This window comes from Mesorhizobium sp. M0040, from assembly GCF_040323505.1.
Taxonomy (GTDB): Bacteria; Pseudomonadota; Alphaproteobacteria; order Rhizobiales; family Rhizobiaceae; genus Mesorhizobium.
The window spans coordinates 1-20,968 of record NZ_JAMYVA010000073.1 but is presented as its reverse complement, the minus strand read 5'-3'; the positions used below and the strand labels follow the sequence as shown (position 1 = coordinate 20,968).

Below are 20,968 nucleotides of genomic sequence, written 5' to 3'. Positions count from 1 at the left end.
AAGCGGCTACCTCTCCCTGGCCTATCGTATCGCTTATGCCCTGATATAGTGCAGCAATCGTGACGACATTCCAAATGTTTGGGTGGAGCTGCTAATCTCCCCCTCAAGGGGGGAGATTACCGCTTCACCCGAACTTGCCCGTGCGCGGAAAGCCCTTCGGCACCATGCGGCCGGCCGAGGCGCGGGCGCCGATCCATTCGGCAAGCTCGTCACGCGATTTGGTGAAGGTGCGGTCTGCCGAATCCTGCCAGGACAGGCCGCTTGCGAGCGTGAAGGTCTTGAGGTCGAGGACACCGCCATCCTTGTATTTCTGCAGGCGCACGCCCTTGCCGCGTCCCATCTCCGGGATCTCGCCCAGCGGGAACACCAGCATCTTGCGGTTCTCGCCGACAATGGCGAGATGGTCGCCGGCGACGCTCACGCAGCGCTGGGCTTCGTCGGGCGCCTTGACGTTCATCACCTGCTTGCCCTTGCGGGTGTTGGCGACGACCTCCTCTTCCGGCACGACGAACCCGTTGCCGTCATGCGAAACCAGCAGCAGCTTGCGCTTGGGATCGTGGATGAAGGCGGTGACGATGTCCTGGTCGTTGTCCATGTCGACGATGATGCGGATCGGCTCGCCATGGCCGCGCCCACCCGGCAGCCGGTCGGCGCCGATCGTGTAGAACTTGCCGCCGGTGGTGAAGACCAACACCTTGTCGGTCGTCTGGGCATGGAAGGCGAGCTTGAGGCTGTCGCCTTCCTTGAAGGTCAGGGCCGAATGGTCGGTCAGATGACCTTTCATGGCCCTCAGCCAGCCCTTTTCTGAAACGACCACGGTGACCGGCTCGCGCTCGATCATGGCGTGGGCGATATCGGTCAGGTCATGCTCGGGTGCGTCGGCGAACTCGGTGCGGCGCTTGCCGATGTCGGTCTCGGGCCCGTATTTCTGGCGAACATTGGCGACTTCCCACTTGATCGTCGCCCACTGCTTGGCGTCGGACGCAAGCAGTGCCTCGATCTGCTTCTTCTCGCCGGTCAGGCCATTGAATTCCTCGCGAATTTCGAATTCCTCGAGCTTGCGCAGCGCCCTCAGCCGCATGTTGAGGATGGCTTCAGCCTGGGTGTCGGTGAGTGACCAGCGGGCCATCATCACCTGCTTGGGCTCGTCCTCCTCGCGGATGATCCTGATCACCTCGTCGATGTTGAGGTAGGCGATCAAATAGCCGGCGAGGATCTCCAGCCGCCTTTCGATCTCGCCGAGGCGGTGCTTGGAGCGGCGGATCAGGACGTCGCGGCGGTGCTCCAGCCATTCCTTGAGCACACCTTTCAGCGACAGCACGTTCGGCACCTTGCCGCGCGACAACACGTTCATGTTGAGCGGAAAGCGGCTTTCGAGCTCGGTCAGCTTGAACAGCGATTCCATCATGATGCCGGGATCGACCGAGCGGCTTTTCGGCACCAGCACGACGCGGATGTCCTCGGCGCTCTCGTCGCGGATATCCTCGAGCAGCGGCAGCTTGCGTGCCATCAAGAGCTCGGCGATCTTTTCGATCAGCCTGGCCTTCTGGACGCCGTAGGGGATTTCGGTGACGACTATGTTCCAGGTGCCCCTGCCCTGGTCCTCCTGGCTCCATTTCGCCCTGACGCGAAAGCCGCCGCGACCCGTTTCGTAGGCTTCGAGGATCGAGGCTCGGCTGTCGACGATGATGCCGCCGGTCGGGAAATCCGGACCTTGCACGAAATCCATCAGCTTGGTGACGGGCGCATCCGGATGATCAATCAGGTGAAGCGCGGCGTCGCAGAGCTCGGCCGCATTGTGCGGCGGGATCGAGGTCGCCATGCCGACGGCGATGCCGGACGAGCCGTTGGCGAGCAGGTTCGGGAAGGCGCCGGGCAGCACGGCCGGCTCCTCGTCTTCCTCGTTGTAGGTCGGGCGGAAATCGACGGCGTCCTCGGTGATGCCTTCCAGCAGCAGCGTCGACACTTCGGTCATGCGCGCTTCGGTGTAGCGCATGGCGGCGGCGTTATCGCCGTCGATATTGCCGAAATTGCCCTGCCCGTCGACCAGCGGGTAGCGCATCGAAAAATCCTGCGCCAACCGCACCAACGCGTCGTAGATCGACTGGTCGCCATGCGGATGGAATTTGCCCATCACCTCGCCGACAATGCGGGCGCATTTGGCAAAGCCCTGGTCGGGGTTAAGCCGCAACAGGCGCATGGCATGCATGATGCGACGATGCACCGGCTTCAGCCCGTCGCGCACGTCCGGCAGCGCCCGGTGCATGATGGTCGACAGCGCGTAGGCGAGATAGCGCTCTTCCAGCGCCTTCTTCAGATCGACCGGCTCGATATTGTCGCCGCCGCCAGTTTCAGGCGGCAAAAGCCTTTTTCCCATGGGCTGGCACTAGCCGAGCGGGTGATTCGCGGCAAGAGGCGCCGGCATACGTCCTCCTATGCAACAGGAATTGGAAGCGTCGCAATGCCCGCCAACATCAATCCGTTACATCCGGCTTTTATCGCAAGCCTGATGGATCGGGTTTGCCTTTGGCCGCGATTTTCGACCATTGTGCCGAGGCCCGCCTTTTTCCGGTCCAGTTCGTCACCGAATGGTGACGACGCGACGATTTGAAAAGAATTTCAAGACACTCTCAGGGGAGCTCTCGATGACGATCAGAAACTCGACTCTTATTAAAAGACTGGTTTTTTCGACCTTTTTGCTGACGCTGCCGCTGAATGCGGCGTTCGCGCAGGATACCGCGGTTGCCGACCGGCTGAAGGCTGCCCTCGCCGCCCAGGGCGTCGACCTCTCCTGGACCGGAGTAACCGGCGACACCTCCAGCATGGTTCTGCAAGGCGTAGCGGTCAAACCGGCGGCCGAAAAGGAGGCGCTCAAGATCGGCGACGTCAAGCTCGAAGGTGTGACCGAAGCCAATGGCGGCTATCAAATCGCGACCGTATCGACGTCGCCGTTCGAACACAGCGAAGATGGCGTCACGCTCAATCTCAGCCCCTTCGTCATCCACGACATGACGGTTCCGGCCGAAGGCGCAACCGGTCCGCTGGGCTCGCTGATGATGTACAAATCGGCCGAGCTCGACAACATGACAGTCAAAGTGGCTGACAAAACTGCTTTCTCGATGGACGGGCTTGCCATCGCAATCACGCCGCCGGCCGACGGCAAGGCCATGGCGTTTTCCGGCACTACGGAAAAATTCGCTGCCGACCTGACCCTGGTCGAAGATCCGAAATCCAAGGAAGTCATCAACGCGCTCGGCTACCAGAACATAACAGGCAATCTTGAGATGGAAGGCACCTGGCAGCCTACCGACGGCAGGATGGACTTGTCGAAATACGAAATATCGGTCGACAATGCCGGCACGCTCGGCATGACCTTCGATCTCGGCGGCTACACGCTGGACGTCATCAAATCACTGCAGGAGATGCAGAAGAAGATGGCAGCGCAGCCCGAAGGCGCGGACAATTCGGCGCAAGGCATGGCCATGCTCGGGCTGCTGCAGCAGCTTTCGTTCAACAGCGCCTCGATCCGCTTCGACGACGATTCGCTGACCAAAAAGGTGCTCGATTATGCCGGCAAGCAGCAAGGCATGTCCGGCAAGGACATCGCCAACCAGGCCAAGGCGATCGTGCCCTTCGGCATGGCGCAGCTCAACAATCCGGAACTGACCGCGCAGGTTTCGGCCGCGGTCAACAAGTTCCTCGACGATCCGCAAAGCATCGAGGTCTCGGCCGAGCCGCCGGCCGCGGTGCCGTTCGCGCTGATCATGGCGGGCGCCATGTCCAACCCGCTCGACCTGCCGAAAACGCTCGGCGTGACGGTTACGGCAAACGAAGACTGACCGAGACAGGCTTCAAGCAAAAAGCCCGGCAGCGATGCCGGGCTTTTTTATGAATCAACAGCACCGGTTCGAAGCGTTTTCTAAACCTCTTTCTTCGTTGCCACGACGCGCAGCGACAATTCTCGAAGCTGCTGCGGGCTGGCTTCCGACGGCGCGTTCATCAACAGGTCGTAGGCCTGCTGGTTCATCGGAAACATGGTCACTTCGCGCAGGTTCCTGGCGCCGACCAGAAGCATGACGACGCGGTCGATGCCGGCCGCCATGCCGCCATGCGGCGGCGCGCCATACTGGAAGGCGCGATAAAGGCCGCCGAAGCGCTCTTCGATGGTCGCGCGGTCCAGCCCGACGGTTTCGAACGCTTTGACCATGGTTTCGGGCAGATGGTTGCGGATGCCGCCGGAGGCGATCTCGAAACCGTTACAGACCATGTCGTACTGGAACGCCTTGATGCCGAGCAGATCCTCGCCGTTAAGCGCATCGATGCCGCCTTGCGGCATCGAGAAAGGATTGTGCGCGAAGTCGATCTTCTTCTCCTCCTCGTTCCATTCGAAGAACGGGAAGTCGACGATCCAGCACAATTCGAAGCGGTCGCGGTCGACAAGATTGAGCTCCTCGCCGGCGCGGGTGCGCGCCGCACCCGCGAAGGAGACGAATTTCTTTGGGTCGCCGGCGACGAAGAAAGCGGCATCGCCATCGGCAAGGCCGAGTTGGAGGCGGATCGCCTCGGTGCGCTCCTCGCCGATGTTCTTGGCCAGCGGCCCGGCGCCTTCGAGCTTCTCGCCCTCCTTGCGCCAGAAGATGTAGCCGAGGCCGGGCTGGCCCTCGCCTTGCGCCCATGAGTTCATGCGGTCGCAGAAGGCGCGAGACCCGCCGGTCTTGGCCGGAATGGCCCAGACCTCGGCCTTCGGATCGTTGGCAAGGATGTTGGCAAATACCTTGAAGCCAGAGTCGCGAAAATGATCCGAGACGGCCTGCATCTCGATCGGGTTGCGCAGGTCCGGCTTGTCGGTGCCGTATTTGCGCATGGCGACATCATAGGCGATGCGCGGAAACTTCTCCGTCACCGGCTTGCCGGCGGCAAAGGTCTCGAAAACGCCTCGCATTACCGGCTCCATGGTGCTGAACACATCCTCCTGCTCGACGAAGCTCATCTCCACGTCGAGCTGGTAGAATTCACCCGGCAGACGGTCGGCGCGCGGATCCTCGTCGCGGAAGCAGGGCGCAATCTGGAAGTAGCGGTCGAAGCCGGACACCATGATCAGCTGCTTATATATCTGCGGTGCCTGCGGCAGCGCGTAGAAAGTGCCGGGGTGGATGCGCGACGGCACCAGGAAGTCGCGCGCCCCTTCCGGCGACGAGGCGGTCAGGATCGGCGTCGAGAATTCGGTGAAGCCCACGTCGCCCATCAGCTTGCGCATCTCGGCGATGATTTTCGTCCGCGCGACGATGTTCTTGTGCAGCGTGTCGCGGCGCAGGTCGAGAAAGCGGTATTTGAGTCGGATGTCCTCCGGATAATCCGGCTCGCCGAAGACCGGCAGCGGCAATTCCTTGGCCGCCGACAGCACCTCGATCTCGCGGGCGAAGATTTCGATCTCGCCGGTCGGCAAATTGGGATTCACGGTGGCGGCGAGGCGCGCCTTGACCTCGCCGTCGACGCGGACGACCCATTCGCCGCGCAGGGTCTCGGCGATCTTGAAGGCAGGCGAATCCGGATCGGCGACGATCTGGGTCAGGCCGTAATGGTCGCGCAAATCGATGAACAGCAAGCCGCCATGGTCGCGCACGCGATGCACCCAGCCCGACAGGCGAACGGTCGAGCCGACGTCGGCCTTCCTCAATTGGGCACAGGTGTGGCTGCGGTAACGATGCATTGTCATTCTTAAAGTCCGGATGTTGGGTTGCGGCCGAGGCATGACGGCCCAGCCTGAAAATTTGCGCGAAAAGCACATGGGAGGGTGCATTTGTCAAGACAAGCGGCGGCTGGGTGGCATCTCCCGTTTCGGCCTTCAGGGTTGAAGCCTTTGGCGCCCTTGGCGCATTGCTGCAAAAAGTGTTTCTTGCGACGATCTCTTCGTCAAATGATTTGGAGACACTTGATGCCAAAACGCACGCCCCCACCGGGCGTTGGGCCTCACAATGGCCGCGAATTAGAAATGATGCTTCAGGGCGAGAAACCAATGGCCTTGTTCGCAGCGGAACCAGGCATGGACGCCGACGATATTGGCGATGCGCTTTTCAAAACCTTTGTCGATGAAGGCCGTCTTCTCAAATTCTCCTACATTGATCCTGGAACTTCCGTAGAAGAACGCCGCTACTGCCTGCCGACAGAGGAATGGCGGTGCAAGCTCAGCCTGTTGATTTCTCAAATGTGCCGCAGCGGGGAAGCCTTCGACGTGTTCACAAGGGATGATTTAGCGAGGCTGGAAGGAACGCTTCTTGGCTACCCAAAGGAGAGTATTGAAGCCTTCATCGCCCATGCAGCGTCGCTGAAATCCTAAATTCCAAAAACAGCTTAAGCCGTTTTTCTGGGTCGACCTGATGTCGCCGGTCTTTGTCGCCGCCAGACGAAATTACGCCACCTCACCCCTTGACCCCGCCCGCGGTGAGGCCGGAGATGATCTTGCGCTGGAAGATCAGGACAAGGATGACGAGCGGCACGGTGACGATCACCGATGCGGCCATGATGTTGCCCCACGGGATCTCGAACTGCGAGCTGCCGGAGAGCAGCGCGATCGCCACCGGCACGGTTCGCTGCTCGTTGCTGGAGGTAAACGTCAGGGCGAACAGGAACTCGTTCCAAGCACCGATGAAGGCGAGTAGCCCGGTGGTCGCCAGCGCCGGCCACATGAGCGGCAGGAAGACGCGGCTGATGATGATCCAGGGCGTGGCGCCATCGAGGATCGCCGCTTCCTCCAGTTCGATCGGCAGGTCGCGAACGAAGGCGGTGAGCACCCAGACGGTGAACGGCAAGGTGAAGATCATGTAGGACAAGATCAGCGCGAACGGCGAATTGTAGAGGCCGAAGGTGCGGATCAGCTCGAAAAGACCGGCAAGCACCGCCAATTGCGGGAACATCGAAACGGACAGGATAGTGAGGAGCAGAGCCGAGCGGCCGCGGAAGCGGATGCGCGCCAGCGCATAGGCAGCGGTGACGCCCAGGAACAGCGAAATGACGACAACGGCGCTCGAAATGAATAGCGAGTTCACGAGGTTGCGCAGGAAGGTCCCCTCGGTGAAAACGGTCTTGTAATTGCTGAAGGTAATCGTCTTCGGCCAATAATCGATCTGGAAGAGCGCCGTCCCGGATTTCAGGCTGGTGATGATGGCGTAGTAGAACGGGAACACCGCGACGACGACGATAACGGCGACGAGGAGATAGAAAGCCGTGCGCTTGACGATCCACATGGTCAGTAGTCCCCCATGATCAATAGTCCTTGTCCAGTCTTATCCGGCCGAGCCAAAGAACGAGCATGGTCAGCAGAGCGAGGATAAGGAAGAGAAGCGTCGAGGCGGCGGAACCGGAAGCGAACTTGTCGAACTCAAACAGGCTCTCGCGGGCAAACACCGACATCGACTTGGTGTGTATGTTGTTTGGCGTAAGCACGTAGATCAGGTCGAAGATGCGCAGGGCATCGAGACCGCGAAAGATCATGGCCACCATCAACGCCGGTCGGATGAGCGGCAAGGTGATCTTCCAGAAAATTCTCCACGCGCCGACGCCGTCGAGCTTGGCGACCTCGTAGATTTCTTGTGGAAGCATCTGGAGGCCGGCGAGAATGAGAAGCGCCATGAAGGGGGTCGCCTTCCAGATGTCGACAACAAGGACGGCGACCATCGCCGTGTCGGCGCTGGCCGTCCAGGCGATCTTGGTGCTGATCAGGCCGAGCTTGAGCAGGACGTCGTTGATGATGCCGAACTGGTCGTTGAGCATCCACTGCCACATTTTAGCCGAGACGATCGTCGGGATGGCCCAAGGGATGAGAATCGCGGCGCGTACGATGCCGCGGCCGCGAAACTTGGCGTTGAGCACCAGCGCGACGATCATGCCGAGCACCGTCTCGCAGGTCACCGAAATCACAGCGAAGCGCACCGTGTTCCAGACGGCGCGCCACCAGACCGGATCGGCGAGCAGCCCGTCATAGACGACGCGGCCGCTCGGCATTTGCAGGACGGAGAAATAGTTGGCGAAGCCAACCCAGCGGCGGGCTTCGAGGTCGGCGAGCGAGGCATCGGTGAAGCCGAAATAGATCGTGCGCATCAACGGCCAGCCGGCAACGGCGGCGAGCACGATGAGCATCGGAGCAAGCAGCAGCCATGCCGAGCGCACACGCTGACGCGCCAGCAGCGAGCCTGAGCGCGGCGAGGTCACCAGGCGGTGCCCTTGAGCCTGGTCAAGGAGAACTCCAGATCGGCAAGGTTGTCGGCGGCCGTGCCCTCGCCGGACATGGTGTTGTGGACGGCGGTCCAGAACTCGCTCGATGCCTCATTGTACCTGGTCTTGGCCTGGGCCGAGGGACGCGGCACCGCGTTGAGGACGACTTCCTTCCAGCGCGGAATGACCGGCTGCGCGCCGGCGATGTCGGCATCGTCATAGAGTGCCTGGATGGTCGGCAGATATGCCCCCTTCAAGGCGCGGTACTTCTGCATCTGAGGCGAGGCGATCCATTTGACCAGCTCGATCGCTGCATCCGGGTTCTTCGAATATTTGGAAACCGCGAGATTCCAGCCGCCAAGCGTTGCTGCCGGGCGCGCGCCCTCACCCGACCCCGGCGGCAGCGTGGTCACCTTGAACTTGCCTTTGATGGGGGAGCTTTCGCTGTTGCCAAGCGCGTAGGCGTAGGGCCAGTTGCGCATGAAGACGGCGTTGCCGGTCTGCCAGACGCCTCGCGACTCTTCTTCCTGGTAGGCCAGAACGCCGGGCGGCGAGATGGTTCCCACCCAGCTCCTCGCCATTTCCAGCGCCGCAGCTGCTTGCGGATTGTTGATGGAGATCGTGCCGTCCGGCTCGATAATCTGGCCGCCGCCGTTCGACTTCACCCATTCGAGTGCATCGCAGGTCAGCCCCTCATAGGCGTTGCCCTGGAAAACGAAACCCCACATGTCCTTGTTGCCGGCCGCGCGCTCCTTGTCCATGACAAGCTTGGCGGTATCGGCAAGTTCAGCCCAGCTGGCCGGGACCCTGGCGCCGTATTTGTCGAGGAGATCCTTGCGGTAGTAGAGCGCCGGAGCGTCGGTGAATATCGGCAAGGCGACGAGCTTGCCGTCCACGGTCTGCGATTTGATGATCGATGGGAAATGGGCGCCAACGACATCCTTGGTCGCTTCGGTCAGGTCGATGAACTGCCTTGCAAGCTGGGGGGCCCAGATGATGTCCGTTTGATAGACGTCGACGTCGCTGCTTCCGGCGGCAAGCCAGAGCCGGTATTGGCCAAACTGGTCCGTCGCCGAGGGAGGCAGCGGAACGACGCTAACCTTGTTGCCGGTCTTCTTCTCGTATTGATCGAGGATCTCGCGAAGGATTCTCTGGCCGTTGCCGGTATCTCCGGACACCATGGCGAGGTCGACAGCCCGCGCCGGCCCGGCCGCCAGAACTGCGGCCACGGCAAATGCCGCAAATGCGGAATGAAATTTCATGATGGCGGACCTCCCTTTGGAGCTTCAGGCCGGGCAGCAGAAACGACGTCGATGCCTGACACCGTCTCCGCACACCGGCAGCTCACAAGACGCGTATTCGCCCACCAGCACTGAACTACAAAGATACGCCTTGGTTCCCAACACGGAGGGTCCGGCGCCACGCGGTAGCGCAATTTCCCCCTCGGTAATGCACCTAAAGCGTGTCGCGTTCGATCGGCCTCATGCGACGCGCTTTAGGTTCTTGTTTTTATGCATGTCGTTATCGCAAAACCGCTGCACACTTTTGCGCGACATGCATTAAGGCCCCCGGCTGGCCCCAACGCCACCGGGAATTGCCGCTGGCAATGGCGAAGGCGATGGTTCAAGAAGGATCAACGACAGGCTTTCCTTCATGTCCTCCATCCGCCCGCTGATCCCCCTCCTGATCGCCGCCGGCATCCTGCTCGGCGGCAACGGCCTGCAGAGCACGTTGATTGCGCTGCGTGGTGCGCAGGAAGGTTTTCCCGCTTCCTCGATCGGCCTGATGGGCACGTTCTATTTCGCCGGCTTCCTGCTCGGCTGCCTTGCCGTGACCCGCATCATGAAATCCGTCGGCCATGTGCGCGCCTTTTCGGCACTCGCGGCGATCGCCTCGGCGGGAACGCTGCTTCTGGTGCTGGTCATCGATCCGGTGATGTGGTGCGCCGTGCGCTTTGCCGGCGGGTTCTGCTTTGCCGGCCTGTTCACCATCATGGAAGCCTGGCTGAATTCCGGCGTCACCAACACCGACCGGGCGCGGGTGCTTGCCATCTACCGGATGGTCGACATCGGCTCGGTGACGGGCGCCCAGTTCCTGATCCCGATCTTTGGCGCCGGCGGCTTTGCCATCTTCGCCATCATGTCGATGATGATCACCGTTTCGCTGGTGCCGGTTTCGCTCGGCGACCGCTCCAATCCGACGCCGCCGGAAGACGTCAAGCTCGATTTGGCGCGCGTCTGGCGGATCTCGCCGCTCGGCTGCTTCGGCTGTATCGCCGTCGGCGTCACAAACAGCGCCTTCCGCACCCTGTCGCCGGTCTACGCCGAGCAGATCGGCATGTCGGTCGCCGACGTCGTCACCTTCGTCAGCGTCGGCATTTTCGGCGGCGCCATCATCCAATACCCGCTTGGCTATCTCTCCGACCGCTGGGACCGGCGCTCGGTGCTGCTGATGACCACGTGCTGTGCGATGGTGGCGGCACTGGCGCTGGCATTCGTGGCAGGCGGCAGCCCGTTTCTCAACTTCCTGCTCGTCTTCATCTTCGGCTGCTTCGCCATGCCGCTTTATTCGTTGTCAGCGGCGCATTCCAACGACCGCGCCGACAAGGGCGAGTTCGTGCTGATCAACGCTGCCTTGATGCTGTTTTATTCCTTCGGCGCCATCGGCGGGCCGTTCGCAGCCTCGACGGTGATGCAATTTTTCGGGCCGAGCGCGCTGTTCGTGTTCAGCGCCACCGTCTATGCGATCTTCGTGGCCGTCATCCTTTACCGGATGCAGGCGCGCTCCGCCGTGCCGGCCACCCATCGCAGCCGTTTTACGGCGCTGTTGCGCACTTCGACGGTTTTTGCCCGGTTGGCGAAGCGGAATGCCGATCCCGATGAACCCGCAAAGCCTGGATAGAGGTGCTTGCGCTTGACGAAAGCGCGCGCGGCTGAAATTGAAAGAGACCCTATCCCTTGCCAAAAGCGATTTGATGCACGTCATCACCACCCAGAAAGAACTCGAGACCGCTATTGCCGCTTTCGAAAAGGCGGAATTCGTCACCGTCGATACCGAATTCATTCGCGAAACGACCTTCTGGCCGATCCTGTGCCTGATCCAGATGGCAGCGCCCGGGGTGACCGCGCTGATCGATCCGCTGTCGCCCGACATCGACCTGAAACCGTTCTTCAGGCTGATGGCCAACGAGGCGATCGTCAAAGTCTTCCATGCGGCGCGCCAGGACATCGAAATCATCGTGCATCTCGGCGATCTGGTGCCGCATCCGGTGTTCGACACCCAGGTCGCGGCAATGGTCTGCGGCTTCGGCGACAGCGTCTCCTACGACCAGCTGGTGCAGCGCATCACCGGAGCGCGGCTCGACAAGTCCTCGCGCTTCACCGACTGGCGCCACCGTCCGCTGTCCGAAAAGCAGCTCGACTACGCGCTCGCCGACGTCACCCACCTGATCGAGGTCTACAAGCATCTCAGCGCCGAGCTGGTGCGGGAAAACCGCGCCCACTGGCTGAACGAGGAGATGGACGTGCTGACCTCGCGCGAGACCTACGATCCGCATCCCGAGGATGCCTGGAAGCGGCTCAAGATGCGGCTGCGCAAGCCGCAGGAACTGGCGATCGTGCAGGCGGTGGCCGCCTGGCGCGAACGCGAAGCGCGCGAGCGCGACGTGCCGCGCGGCCGGGTGCTCAAGGACGATGCGATCTACGAAGTGGCGCAGCAGGCGCCGCGCGACGCTGCGGCGCTGAGCAAGCTGCGTACCACGCCAAAGGGCTGGGAGCGCTCGTCGACGGCGACGGCACTGCTTGGCGCGGTAAACGCTGCCCTTGCCCTGCCCAGGGAAGAGATGCCGAAGCTGCCGAAGAGCTTCCAGCCGCCGGAGGGGTCGAGCGCCGCGGCGGAGTTGCTGAAGGTGCTGCTGCGGATCGTTGCCGAAAAGGAGGGCGTCGCATCCAAGGTACTCGCCTCCAGTGACGACATCGACCGCATCGCTGCCGAGGGCGAGGAAGCCGACGTGCCGGCATTGCAAGGCTGGCGGCGCGCCGTCTTCGGCGAGGCCGCGCTCAAGCTGGTGCGCGGTGAACTCGCCATCAGGTTCGACAAGCGCAAGATCGCTGTGTTCGATTTGTAGCCTTGAGCTTGCTCAGACCAAGCCGAGCAGATGCAGCGCTAGCCATATCCAGCCAAGTGCAAGAACTACCGCGCCCAGGTAGAATGCCCTGCTGCGCAGGATTAGCCGATTGCTGGTCAAGTGGACCGACGCGTGAAGATAGCGGGAGACGACAAAGATCCACACCAGAGCCAAGGTCAGATAATTGACGCCATTGGTCACGTGCAGCGTCAAGCATAAGACGTAGAAAAGCACCTGCAGTTCGAACTCGTTGCTCAGATTGTCGGCGACGGTGATACTGGACCCGGGCTCCGTCGAGCGCGTCTTGAACTGGCCGGTCTTGGCTTCGCCCGACCTGACCGCACCATAGCGGCGCCGGCCCATTACGATATAGACGATATAGACCAGCAGCACCTGCGCCAGCATCGGCCAGAAGATCGCGGTCTGGTTCAAGACGCCCCCTGTCGTTGTCACCCAGCCTTCAAGGCCGTTTCTGAGCCATCAGAGTGAAAGCCGCAGTGACGGTCACTGGCATCGCCAGTAGGGCGAATTTGGTGACGATCAGCGCCGAGGCGAAGGATAGCGAATCCGGATTGGCCGACAGAAAATCGGACAAAAGACGAGCCACGGCGATATTCTGGGCATAGTCGGTAAGCAGGTAGGGCAGCACCAGCACAACCGCGAATATCGACTGGGTTTGCGCAGGCAGTGCACGGAAATTCTTCAGCCGCCGGCCCGTGGCCAGGATCAGGCTGACCATCGTCAGCGATAGCAGCGCCGGAAAAAGCAGGTCGAAGGTCAGGTAATGCCAGACGAGAATAATTTCGCTGCCGCGCCGGCCGAGGGCTGTTAGCCAGGCCATGCCCTCATCCGGGGTGAAACCGGTATAGCGCATGTCGAGCGACGGCAGACCGCCGCTCAATCGGCGAAAATAGAGGAACTCCATCGCCGTCATGATGATGAAAACCGCCACGGTGGCGGTACAGAGTGCGGCCGCGTGGCGCGACAGCCGCAGGATCATTGCCGCCAGATTGCGCCAAAGCGCATGGCGATCAGGCTCCGCCAGGATAATTCGGGCTTTCGCGGGTAATCGTGACGTCATGGGCGTGGCTTTCACGAAGTCCGGCATTGGATATCCGCACAAAAGTGGCGCGCTCGCGGAAATCGGCAAGGTCGCGGCCACCGACATAACCCATAGCGGCTTTCAGGCCGCCTGCAAGCTGGTGCAGCACGCCAGACACAGGTCCTTTGTACGGCACCTGCCCTTCGATGCCTTCCGGGACCAGTTTCAGCGTGTCGCGCACCTCGGCCTGGAAGTAACGATCGGCGGAGCCGCGTGCCATGGCGCCGACCGAGCCCATGCCGCGATAGGCTTTGAAGGAGCGGCCCTGGTGCAGATAGACCTCGCCCGGGCTCTCGTCCGTGCCGGCCAGCAGCGAGCCGATCATCGCAGCACTTGCGCCGGCGGCCAGTGCCTTGGCGAGATCGCCCGAATATTTGATGCCGCCATCGGCGATGACCGAAACGCCGGATTTCTGCGCCGTCTCGACCGCCGACATGATCGCCGAGAGCTGCGGCACGCCGACGCCGGCGACGATGCGGGTGGTGCAGATGGAGCCTGGTCCGATGCCGACCTTGACCGCGTCGGCGCCGGCATCGATCAGCGCCAAGGTGCCTTCCGCGGTGGCGACGTTGCCGGCCAGGATACGAACCGAGTTGGACAGCTTCTTGGCCCGCGTCACCGCATCCAGAACACGCTGCGAATGACCGTGCGCGGTGTCGATCACCAGAAGGTCGACACCGGCATCGATGAGGCGCTCGGCCCGCTCGAAGCCGTCATCGCCGACGCTGGTGGCGGCAGCGGCGCGCAAGCGTCCCTGCGCATCCTTGGTGGCGTGCGGGTTGAGCTGCGACTTCTCGATGTCCTTGACCGTGATCAGCCCGACGCAATTGCCGTCCCGATCGACCACAACAAGCTTCTCGATGCGGTGCTGATGGAGCAGCCGCTTGGCCTCGTCCTGATCGACGTTCTCCTTGACCGTGATCAGGTTCTCGCGGGTCATCAGCTCATAGACCTTTTGCGCCGGATCGGACGCGAAGCGGACGTCGCGGTTGGTCAGGATGCCGACGAGCCGGCCGACCGTATGGCCGCCGGTGCCGCCGTTCTCGACCACCGGAATGCCCGAAATGCTGTAGGTGCGCATCAGACCCAGCGCATCGGCAAGCGTCGCCTCGGGACCGATGGTGACCGGGTTGACCACCATGCCGGACTCGAACTTCTTCACCTGCCGCACCTGCTCGGCCTGTTCGGCCGGCGAGAAATTGCGGTGGATGACGCCTATGCCGCCGGCCTGGGCCATGGCGATGGCGAGCCGCGCCTCTGTGACCGTGTCCATGGCGGCCGACAGGATCGGCACGTTGAGGTCGATGTCGCCAGCGATGCGGGTGCGGATGTCGGTCTCGCCGGGCATGACCTCGGAATGACCCGGCTGCAGCAGCACGTCGTCAAAGGTCAGCGCCAATGCGCCGGTGGACGTCTCGATGATTTTTGCCATGGCCAGCCCTCGGAATGCAGGAAAGGCGCTCGCCCTGGATGGACAGCGCCGACTCGTCTTCTTCCCTTTCAGGATTGGCGCTGGCTCGTAACACGTCCGATCGCCGTTGAAAAGCCGATGGTTGTTTTGTGGCGAAGCTGCATTTTGCCCTAGGGGCTGCGAGACTTGCGGTCGCACAAACGTGACAGCAAATTAATGCGACATCCGGGCCAAGCCATGATAACCGCCCTACCTGTCGGTTTGGCCCCCAAGGCCGTAAGCAATCGCGACGCACATTTCAAGGCCGGATCCATCGTGAACCGCACCATTCCGCTTATCTTGGCGGTCGCTCTATTCATGGAAAACATGGATTCGACCGTCATTGCGACATCGTTGCCGGCGATCGCCATCGACATCCACACCAGCCCGATCGCGCTCAAGCTGGCGCTGACCGCCTATCTGGTATCGCTGGCGATCTTCATTCCGATCAGCGGCTGGATGGCCGACCGCTTCGGCGCCAAGAATGTCTTCCGTGCCGCGATCGCCGTGTTCATCGTCGGTTCGGTCGCGTGCGCGATTTCCAATTCGCTGCCGGCTTTCGTGGTGTCACGTTTCCTGCAAGGCATTGGCGGCGCCATGATGACGCCGGTCGGACGCCTGGTGCTGGTACGCGCGACGCCGAAAAGCGAGCTCGTCGCCGCCATGTCGTGGCTGACTGTCCCGGCTCTGGTCGGCCCCCTGGTCGGTCCGCCGGTCGGCGGCTTCATCACGACCTATTTCACCTGGCACTGGATTTTTCTGATCAATGTGCCGATCGGTTTGATCGGCATCTGGCTGGCCACGCGTTTCCTGCCGAAGACCGACGCCGCGCAGACGCCGCCGCTCGATCTCATCGGTTTCGTGCTGAGCGGGCTGGCCGCATCGGGCATCGTGTTCGGCCTGTCGGTGGTCAGCCTGCCGGCTCTGCCGCCCGTTGCCGGCTTTATCACCGTTGCCGTCGGGCTGGCATCGGCGGTGCTTTACCTGCTGCACGCGCGCCGCGCCAAGAGTCCGCTGCTGGCGCTCGAGCTGTTTCGCAATCGGGTGTTCCGCTCGTCGGTGCTCGGCGGCGGACTGTTCCGCATCGGCATTGGTGCCGTACCTTTCCTGTTGCCGCTGATGTTCCAGATCGGTTTCGGGCTGACGCCGTTCCAGTCCGGCATGATCACCTTCGTCTCGGCAATCGGCGCCATAGGCATGAAATTCGTCACCGCGCTGATCTTCAGGGTCGCCGGCTTCCGCCGGGTGCTGATTTCAGGCTCGCTCATCGCTGCCGCGTCCATCGCCATCAACGGTCTGTTCACACCCGACACGCCCTATGGGCTGATCCTCGCCATGCTGCTCGCCGGGGGCTTTATCCGCTCGATGTTCTTCACCGGCATCAATGCGCTTGCCTACGCCGAGATTTCGGCCGCCGACACCAGCAAGGCCACGCCGATCACGGCGGTGTTCCAGCAGTTGGCGATCGCACTCGGCGTGGCGCTGGCCGGCGGCATCCTGGAAGTGTCGACCAAGATCCATGGCGGCCCGCTGACGCTGAGCGACTTCCACACCGCCTTCTTCATCGTAGCGGCGGTGTCGGCGGCAGCCTCGCTGTCGTTCATGCGGCTGGCGCCGGACGCCGGCAATGCCGTGTCGGGACATGGCAGGTTGACACCGCCGAAGACGCTGGAGCCGGTGAGCCCGCCGGGGAGTTGAGGACCCCTTCCCTTCTCCCCTTGTGGGAGAAGGTGGATCGGCGCGCAGCGCCGAGACGGTTGAGGGGTGTTGGAAGAAATGAGGCGATGATAACTGCAAGCGTGTTGCCAAGCTGGAACACCCCTCATCCGACCTCGCTTCGCGAGGCCACCTTCTCCCACAAGGGGAGAAGGAAAGGGCGCTACCCCTTAAAATCCTTCGCCAGCAAATACAGCTCCACCGATTCGTCGCGTGAGGCTGGCGGCTTGACGTGATGGACCGAGCGGAAATTCCGCTTGAGTCTCGCCAGCAATTCGTTTTCGGCGCCGCCCTGAAACGTCTTGGCGAGGAAATGTCCGCCAGGCTTCAATACCGACAGCGCGAAATCGGCCGCCACCTCGCAAAGATGCATGGTGCGGATGTGGTCGGTCCGCTTGTGGCCGGTGGTGGGTGCAGCCATGTCGGAGAGCACGATGTCGGGCTGGCCGCCCAGCGTCTCGGCCAGCTTTTCGGGTGCCTGCGGATCGAGGAAATCCATCAGCAGCACCGGCGCGCCCGGCACGGCGTCCATCTCGAGATAGTCGATGCCGACGACGTTCGGGTGTTCCGCGGTCGACTTGGTCCGCGCGGCGGCGACCTGGCACCAGCCGCCGGGTGCCGCACCAAGGTCTATCACCTTCATGCCGGGCTTGAGCAAATGGTGCTTGTCGTCGATCTCGATCAGCTTGTAGGCGGCGCGCGAGCGATAGCCGTCGGCCTTCGAGCGCTGGACATAGGGATCGTTGATGTGGCGCTGCAACCAGCGGCGCGACGATTCCTTCAAGCCGCTTTTCTTCTTGATCTTCGTCTTCAGCACGCGAATGCCGGCGGAGCTCGGTCTTTCCGGTTTTTTGGTCATTGCCGGCCCCGCCCGCTGTTGCGCCAGACGCCGTCATCGGCCATCAATTCGCTCAGTATGCCCTCGCGCAGGCCACGGTCGGCGACACGCAGCCGCTCCGACGGCCAGACGGCACGGATCGCCTCCAGTATGGCGCAGCCGGCCAGAACCAGGTCGGCGCGGTCGGCGCCGATGCAAGGGTTGGCGACGCGCTGCTGGAAATCCCAGCCGACCAGTTTTTCGACCATGCGGTCGACGCTGTCGCGATCCATCCACAGCCCGTCGACGCGGCGGCGGTCATAGCGTTCGAGATCGAGATGGACGCCGGCCAGAGTCGTCACCGTGCCCGAGGTGCCGAGCAGATGGAATTTCGGGCTGGACAGGAGGTGGCTCAGCCGGTCGCGCTCGTCGAAGGCGCGCAGCCGCATTGCGACATCCTCGACCATGGCGCCAAAGATCTCGCGCGTGACCGTGCGGCCGCCAAAACGCTCGGCCAGCGAGACGACGCCGACCGGCAGCGACGTCCACGAGACGATATGGTTGGCAAGCCTTGGCGAGCGCTGACCAGTGAGGTCGATCAGCGCGATTTCGGACGAGCCGCCGCCGATGTCGAACAGCACGACGCCTTGCGTGTCGCGCTCGACCAGCGAGCCGCAGCCCGACACCGCCAGCCGCGCCTCGGTCTGGCGGTCGATGATCTCGAGCTTCAGGCCGGCCTCGCGCTCGACGCGCTCGAGGAACTCGACGCCGTTGGCGGCGGTTCGGCAGGCCTCGGTGGCGATCAGCCTGGCCTTCCTGACCTTGCGGTTGCGCAATTTGTCACCGCAGATCTTCAGCGCCTCGACCGCGCGGTCCATTGCGGCGTCGCCAAGCCGACCATTGGCGGTGAGGCCCTCGCCCAGCCTGACAATGCGCGAGAACGCATCGATGACGCGGAACTGGCCATGACGCGTCGGCACCGCGACCAGCAGGCGGCAATTGTTGGTGCCGAGGTCGAGCGCGGCAAAGACCGGTAATTCCTGCAGCGGCGGCGGTGTGCGGGCACCTTGCCCCGGCCTTGGCGAGGCTGGAGGCAATTGCGCGATCGAAGCCGATTGCGCGATCGAGGACTGGGGCGCGATCGAAGCCGCTGGCTGGGGTAGGCGCGCCGGGGCCTCGTTGGCGACGGGCAGCGAAGTGCCGGCAGCCACGGGACGAGCCTCGTCGCGTGCGAAAACCTTGCGCCCGCGCCGGCGCTTGCGCCGTTTCTTGGGTTTGCCGTTCTGATGCGGGCCATTCTGGCCATTGTGGTCGTGGGACGTGTCGCCAGCCTGTCCATTGCCGGACCAGGGTTGCACCTGACGGCCGTAGCGTCCGGTGGATGGGTTTGCCTGGCCGGACGGCGTCGGCGAACCCCTGGACACGCCCACTTCCGGCGCGCCAGCGCCGGCTTCGTGGTCTTCCACTGTCGTTCCTTCCGGCGCCGCGCGAACCGGAGACCGGACGCAGCAGGCGCTTTTACATGTTCAAGTTGCCGCCAGACTATCAGCGCCGGGCCGGATCACCAAGAGCGCTCGCGGCGAATTTTGCCGGCGGCGTGAAGGCGGCGACGTCGGTGAGCCCTTGTCCCCTTGTGGGAGAAGGTGGCCGAGCGAAGCTCGGTCGGATGAGGGGTGCCGGACGGATCGCGGCATTGAAGATGTAACCCCTTCAAATCATTTTATTTTTTTCGAGCCGAGTTCCTTCCGGCACCCCTCATCCGGCTCGGCGCTGCGCGCCGATCCACCTTCTCCCACAAGGGGAGAAGGGAAGGCGCGAGCGCCACAACGCGCCTTCCCGGTTGAATAGCCGGCTTCAATGAGGCATTTCTGAAATGAACCATTCGGGACTGCGGGCGGTTTGCCTGCTGCGAACCGGAAAACGGGGTACGGGCTGCAACGCATGATCGTCAGGCCATGAACTGGAGGCGTTATTTCTGGCCCGTGATCGGCATCGCCGCGGTGGTGTTCTCGCTGTGGCTGCTGCTGCACGAATTGCGCGGCATCTCGCTCGACGATGTCTGGGCCGGCATAATCGCCATCCCGGCGCGCGGCTGGGTGCTGGCGGCGCTGAGTTCGGTCATCGCCTATGCCTCGCTCGCCGGTTACGACCACATCGCGCTGCTGCACATCGGCAAAAAAGTCTCGTGGCTGTTCGTCACCTTCTGCTCGTTCACCACTTACGCGCTGTCGCACAATATCGGCGGCTCGGTATTTTCTGGTGCGGTGATCCGCTACCGCGCCTACGGCACCAAGGGCCTGACCGGGCAGGATGTCGGCGTTCTGGTGGCGATTTGCTGGATCACCTTCGTGCTGTCGACACTGTTCGTCTCAAGCATCGTCCTGCTGCTCGAGCCCGAGGTGATCGACCGGTTTTCCGGCACGCCGCATCACAAGCTGTCGCAAGCCGCAGGGCTCGCCATGCTGCTCGTGGTGGCGGCCTATGTCTTCGGCAGCTGGCTGCATCTGAGGCCGCTGAGGATCGGCAGCTTTCAGTTGCACTATCCGGCGCTGCCGATCGTGGCGCGGCAATTGCTGGTCGGCCCGATCGAGCTGCTGGCGGCGGCGGCGATCATCTTCTTCGCCCTGCCCGTCGCCGGCAATCCCGGCTATTTCGTCGTGCTCGGCGTGTTCCTGGTGTCGTTCTCGATCGCGCAGATCTCGCATGCGCCGGGCGGGCTCGGCGTGTTCGAGGTGGTCTTCCTCGCGGGCTTGTCACATATGGATCAGGTCGGCGTACTGGCGGCGCTGCTGGTGTTCCGGCTGTTCTACCTGATCATCCCGCTGCTGATCGCACTCGGCGTGGTGCTGTTCTTCGAGCACTCGCAATACAGCCGCAGCGAGAGTTGAAGCGCCAGAAGCCGACGATTGAACCCCAACACAGGGTTGACTATTTTCCGGCGGCGGCTACAAGGGCCGCGCGGCTGCCTGGCGGCCCACCCTGCTGGGGAATAGGTTAACGGTAGACCCACGGACTCTGACTCCGTTAGTCCTGGTTCGAATCCAGGTTCCCCAGCCAACAAGCCAAATCAAGTTGTGTGCGTCAAGTTCTGCAAAATGGCGTGGCATTGCGGTGACGTCGGCGTGTCCGCCGCGTAGCCCCCGTGTTTAGCGGAGCGGCGGACATATGACGGTGCTCAGGCGGCCAAGGCCCTCAGGCTCTCCTTCTTGTGCTCGCGCAGATGATCCATGTTGAGGTAGCGGGTCGCCTCGAGCCAGTTCTCGTGGATCTCCACCGCCAATGCCCGAACCAGCCGCAGACAGCTCCGCGGGTTGGGGAAGATGCGAACGACCAGGGTGCGCCGCTTGATCTCCTGGTTCAGCCGCTCCAGCATGTTCGTCGACTTCATGTGCTTGTGGTGAGCTAGCGGCAGCCGATAGAAGCTCAGCGTCTCCTCGATGTTGTCTTCCACCCAGTTGACCAGCTTCGGGTATTTGGCCTGCCATTTGGCGATCCACTGCGCCAGGTCGCGTTTGACCTCGGCAAGGTCGCGCCGGTCGTAGAACC

The 20,968-nt window shown here is 62.5% G+C and carries 17 protein-coding genes and 1 tRNA gene; 7 read left to right on the top strand and 11 right to left on the bottom strand.

Features of this window, described 5'->3' with window-relative positions; genetic code table 11:
- Positions 1–124: 124 nt before the first annotated feature.
- Positions 125–2,377: a DNA topoisomerase IV subunit A gene (gene parC / locus NKJ91_RS31200; protein WP_352458569.1), complete on the bottom strand. Its 2,253-nt coding sequence runs from the start codon at positions 2,375–2,377 to the stop codon at positions 125–127.
- Between the two features lie 268 nt (positions 2,378–2,645).
- Between parC and NKJ91_RS31195 the strand changes: the two genes are divergently transcribed.
- Positions 2,646–3,839, top strand: coding sequence for an aq_1923 C-terminal domain (locus NKJ91_RS31195; protein WP_352458568.1), 1,194 nt, complete (start codon positions 2,646–2,648; stop codon positions 3,837–3,839).
- Positions 3,840–3,919: 80 nt separating this feature from the next.
- Here the strand turns inward: NKJ91_RS31195 and aspS are convergent, their stop codons facing one another.
- Entirely contained in the window at positions 3,920–5,710 is a 1,791-nt protein-coding gene (gene aspS / locus NKJ91_RS31190; RefSeq protein WP_352458571.1) for an aspartate--tRNA ligase, read from the bottom strand.
- Positions 5,711–5,935: 225 nt separating this feature from the next.
- Between aspS and NKJ91_RS31185 the strand changes: the two genes are divergently transcribed.
- Positions 5,936–6,337, top strand: coding sequence for a hemin receptor (locus tag NKJ91_RS31185; RefSeq protein ID WP_352458567.1), 402 nt, complete (start codon positions 5,936–5,938; stop codon positions 6,335–6,337).
- Between the two features lie 82 nt (positions 6,338–6,419).
- On the opposite strand, the gene NKJ91_RS31180 is transcribed toward NKJ91_RS31185, so the two are convergent.
- The 3 genes from NKJ91_RS31180 to NKJ91_RS31170 form a co-directional block, all read right to left on the bottom strand.
- On the bottom strand, positions 6,420–7,244 hold the full coding sequence (locus NKJ91_RS31180) for a carbohydrate ABC transporter permease (protein ID WP_352458566.1): 825 nt from the start codon (positions 7,242–7,244) through the stop codon (positions 6,420–6,422).
- Positions 7,245–7,263: 19 nt separating this feature from the next.
- Positions 7,264–8,136 (bottom strand): carbohydrate ABC transporter permease, encoded by an 873-nt coding sequence (locus tag NKJ91_RS31175; RefSeq protein WP_352449432.1) that lies wholly within the window; start codon positions 8,134–8,136, stop codon positions 7,264–7,266.
- A 68-nt stretch (positions 8,137–8,204) separates the two neighbouring features.
- Entirely contained in the window at positions 8,205–9,473 is a 1,269-nt protein-coding gene (locus NKJ91_RS31170) for an ABC transporter substrate-binding protein (protein WP_352458565.1), read from the bottom strand.
- Between the two features lie 391 nt (positions 9,474–9,864).
- On the opposite strand from NKJ91_RS31170, the gene NKJ91_RS31165 reads away from it, so the two are divergent.
- Together NKJ91_RS31165 and rnd are read left to right on the top strand one after the other, a co-directional pair.
- Positions 9,865–11,112 carry an MFS transporter gene (locus tag NKJ91_RS31165; RefSeq protein ID WP_023674455.1) on the top strand — a complete coding sequence of 416 codons (1,248 nt, stop codon included), beginning with the start codon at positions 9,865–9,867 and terminating at the stop codon, positions 11,110–11,112.
- A 73-nt stretch (positions 11,113–11,185) separates the two neighbouring features.
- Positions 11,186–12,337, top strand: a complete 1,152-nt coding sequence (rnd, locus tag NKJ91_RS31160; RefSeq protein ID WP_023674454.1) for a ribonuclease D — start codon at positions 11,186–11,188, stop codon at positions 12,335–12,337.
- A gap of 12 nt (positions 12,338–12,349) precedes the next feature.
- On the opposite strand, the gene NKJ91_RS31155 is transcribed toward rnd, so the two are convergent.
- Genes NKJ91_RS31155 through guaB form a run of 3 tightly spaced genes read right to left on the bottom strand, consistent with a single transcriptional unit; the run spans position 12,350 to position 14,871 of the window.
- The gene (locus tag NKJ91_RS31155) at positions 12,350–12,769 is read right to left on the bottom strand and encodes an MAPEG family protein (RefSeq protein ID WP_352458564.1); all 420 of its coding nucleotides are present in this window, start codon (positions 12,767–12,769) and stop codon (positions 12,350–12,352) included.
- A 28-nt stretch (positions 12,770–12,797) separates the two neighbouring features.
- Positions 12,798–13,337: a hypothetical protein gene (locus tag NKJ91_RS31150; RefSeq protein ID WP_352458570.1), complete on the bottom strand. Its 540-nt coding sequence runs from the start codon at positions 13,335–13,337 to the stop codon at positions 12,798–12,800.
- A gap of 31 nt (positions 13,338–13,368) precedes the next feature.
- The gene (guaB, locus tag NKJ91_RS31145) at positions 13,369–14,871 is read right to left on the bottom strand and encodes an IMP dehydrogenase (protein ID WP_352458563.1); all 1,503 of its coding nucleotides are present in this window, start codon (positions 14,869–14,871) and stop codon (positions 13,369–13,371) included.
- A gap of 294 nt (positions 14,872–15,165) precedes the next feature.
- Here guaB and NKJ91_RS31140 point away from each other — a divergent pair, with 294 nt between their 5' ends.
- Positions 15,166–16,587 (top strand): MFS transporter, encoded by a 1,422-nt coding sequence (locus NKJ91_RS31140; RefSeq protein ID WP_352458562.1) that lies wholly within the window; start codon positions 15,166–15,168, stop codon positions 16,585–16,587.
- Between the two features lie 181 nt (positions 16,588–16,768).
- On the opposite strand, the gene NKJ91_RS31135 is transcribed toward NKJ91_RS31140, so the two are convergent.
- Positions 16,769–17,464 (bottom strand): RlmE family RNA methyltransferase, encoded by a 696-nt coding sequence (locus tag NKJ91_RS31135; RefSeq protein WP_023674449.1) that lies wholly within the window; start codon positions 17,462–17,464, stop codon positions 16,769–16,771.
- Entirely contained in the window at positions 17,461–18,888 is a 1,428-nt protein-coding gene (locus NKJ91_RS31130; RefSeq protein WP_352458561.1) for a Ppx/GppA phosphatase family protein, read from the bottom strand. The genes NKJ91_RS31135 and NKJ91_RS31130 overlap by 4 nt, the downstream gene beginning before the upstream one ends.
- 489 nt (positions 18,889–19,377) lie before the next feature.
- Here NKJ91_RS31130 and NKJ91_RS31125 point away from each other — a divergent pair, with 489 nt between their 5' ends.
- Both NKJ91_RS31125 and NKJ91_RS31120 read left to right on the top strand, forming a co-directional pair.
- Positions 19,378–20,310 (top strand): putative bifunctional lysylphosphatidylglycerol flippase/synthetase, encoded by a 933-nt coding sequence (locus NKJ91_RS31125; protein ID WP_352458560.1) that lies wholly within the window; start codon positions 19,378–19,380, stop codon positions 20,308–20,310.
- 95 nt (positions 20,311–20,405) lie between these two features.
- Positions 20,406–20,479 (top strand) — tRNA-Gln (locus NKJ91_RS31120).
- A gap of 118 nt (positions 20,480–20,597) precedes the next feature.
- Here the strand turns inward: NKJ91_RS31120 and NKJ91_RS31115 are convergent.
- Positions 20,598–20,968, bottom strand: a 371-nt coding sequence (locus NKJ91_RS31115) for a transposase (protein ID WP_352458559.1), incomplete at its 5' end; no start/stop codon positions are given.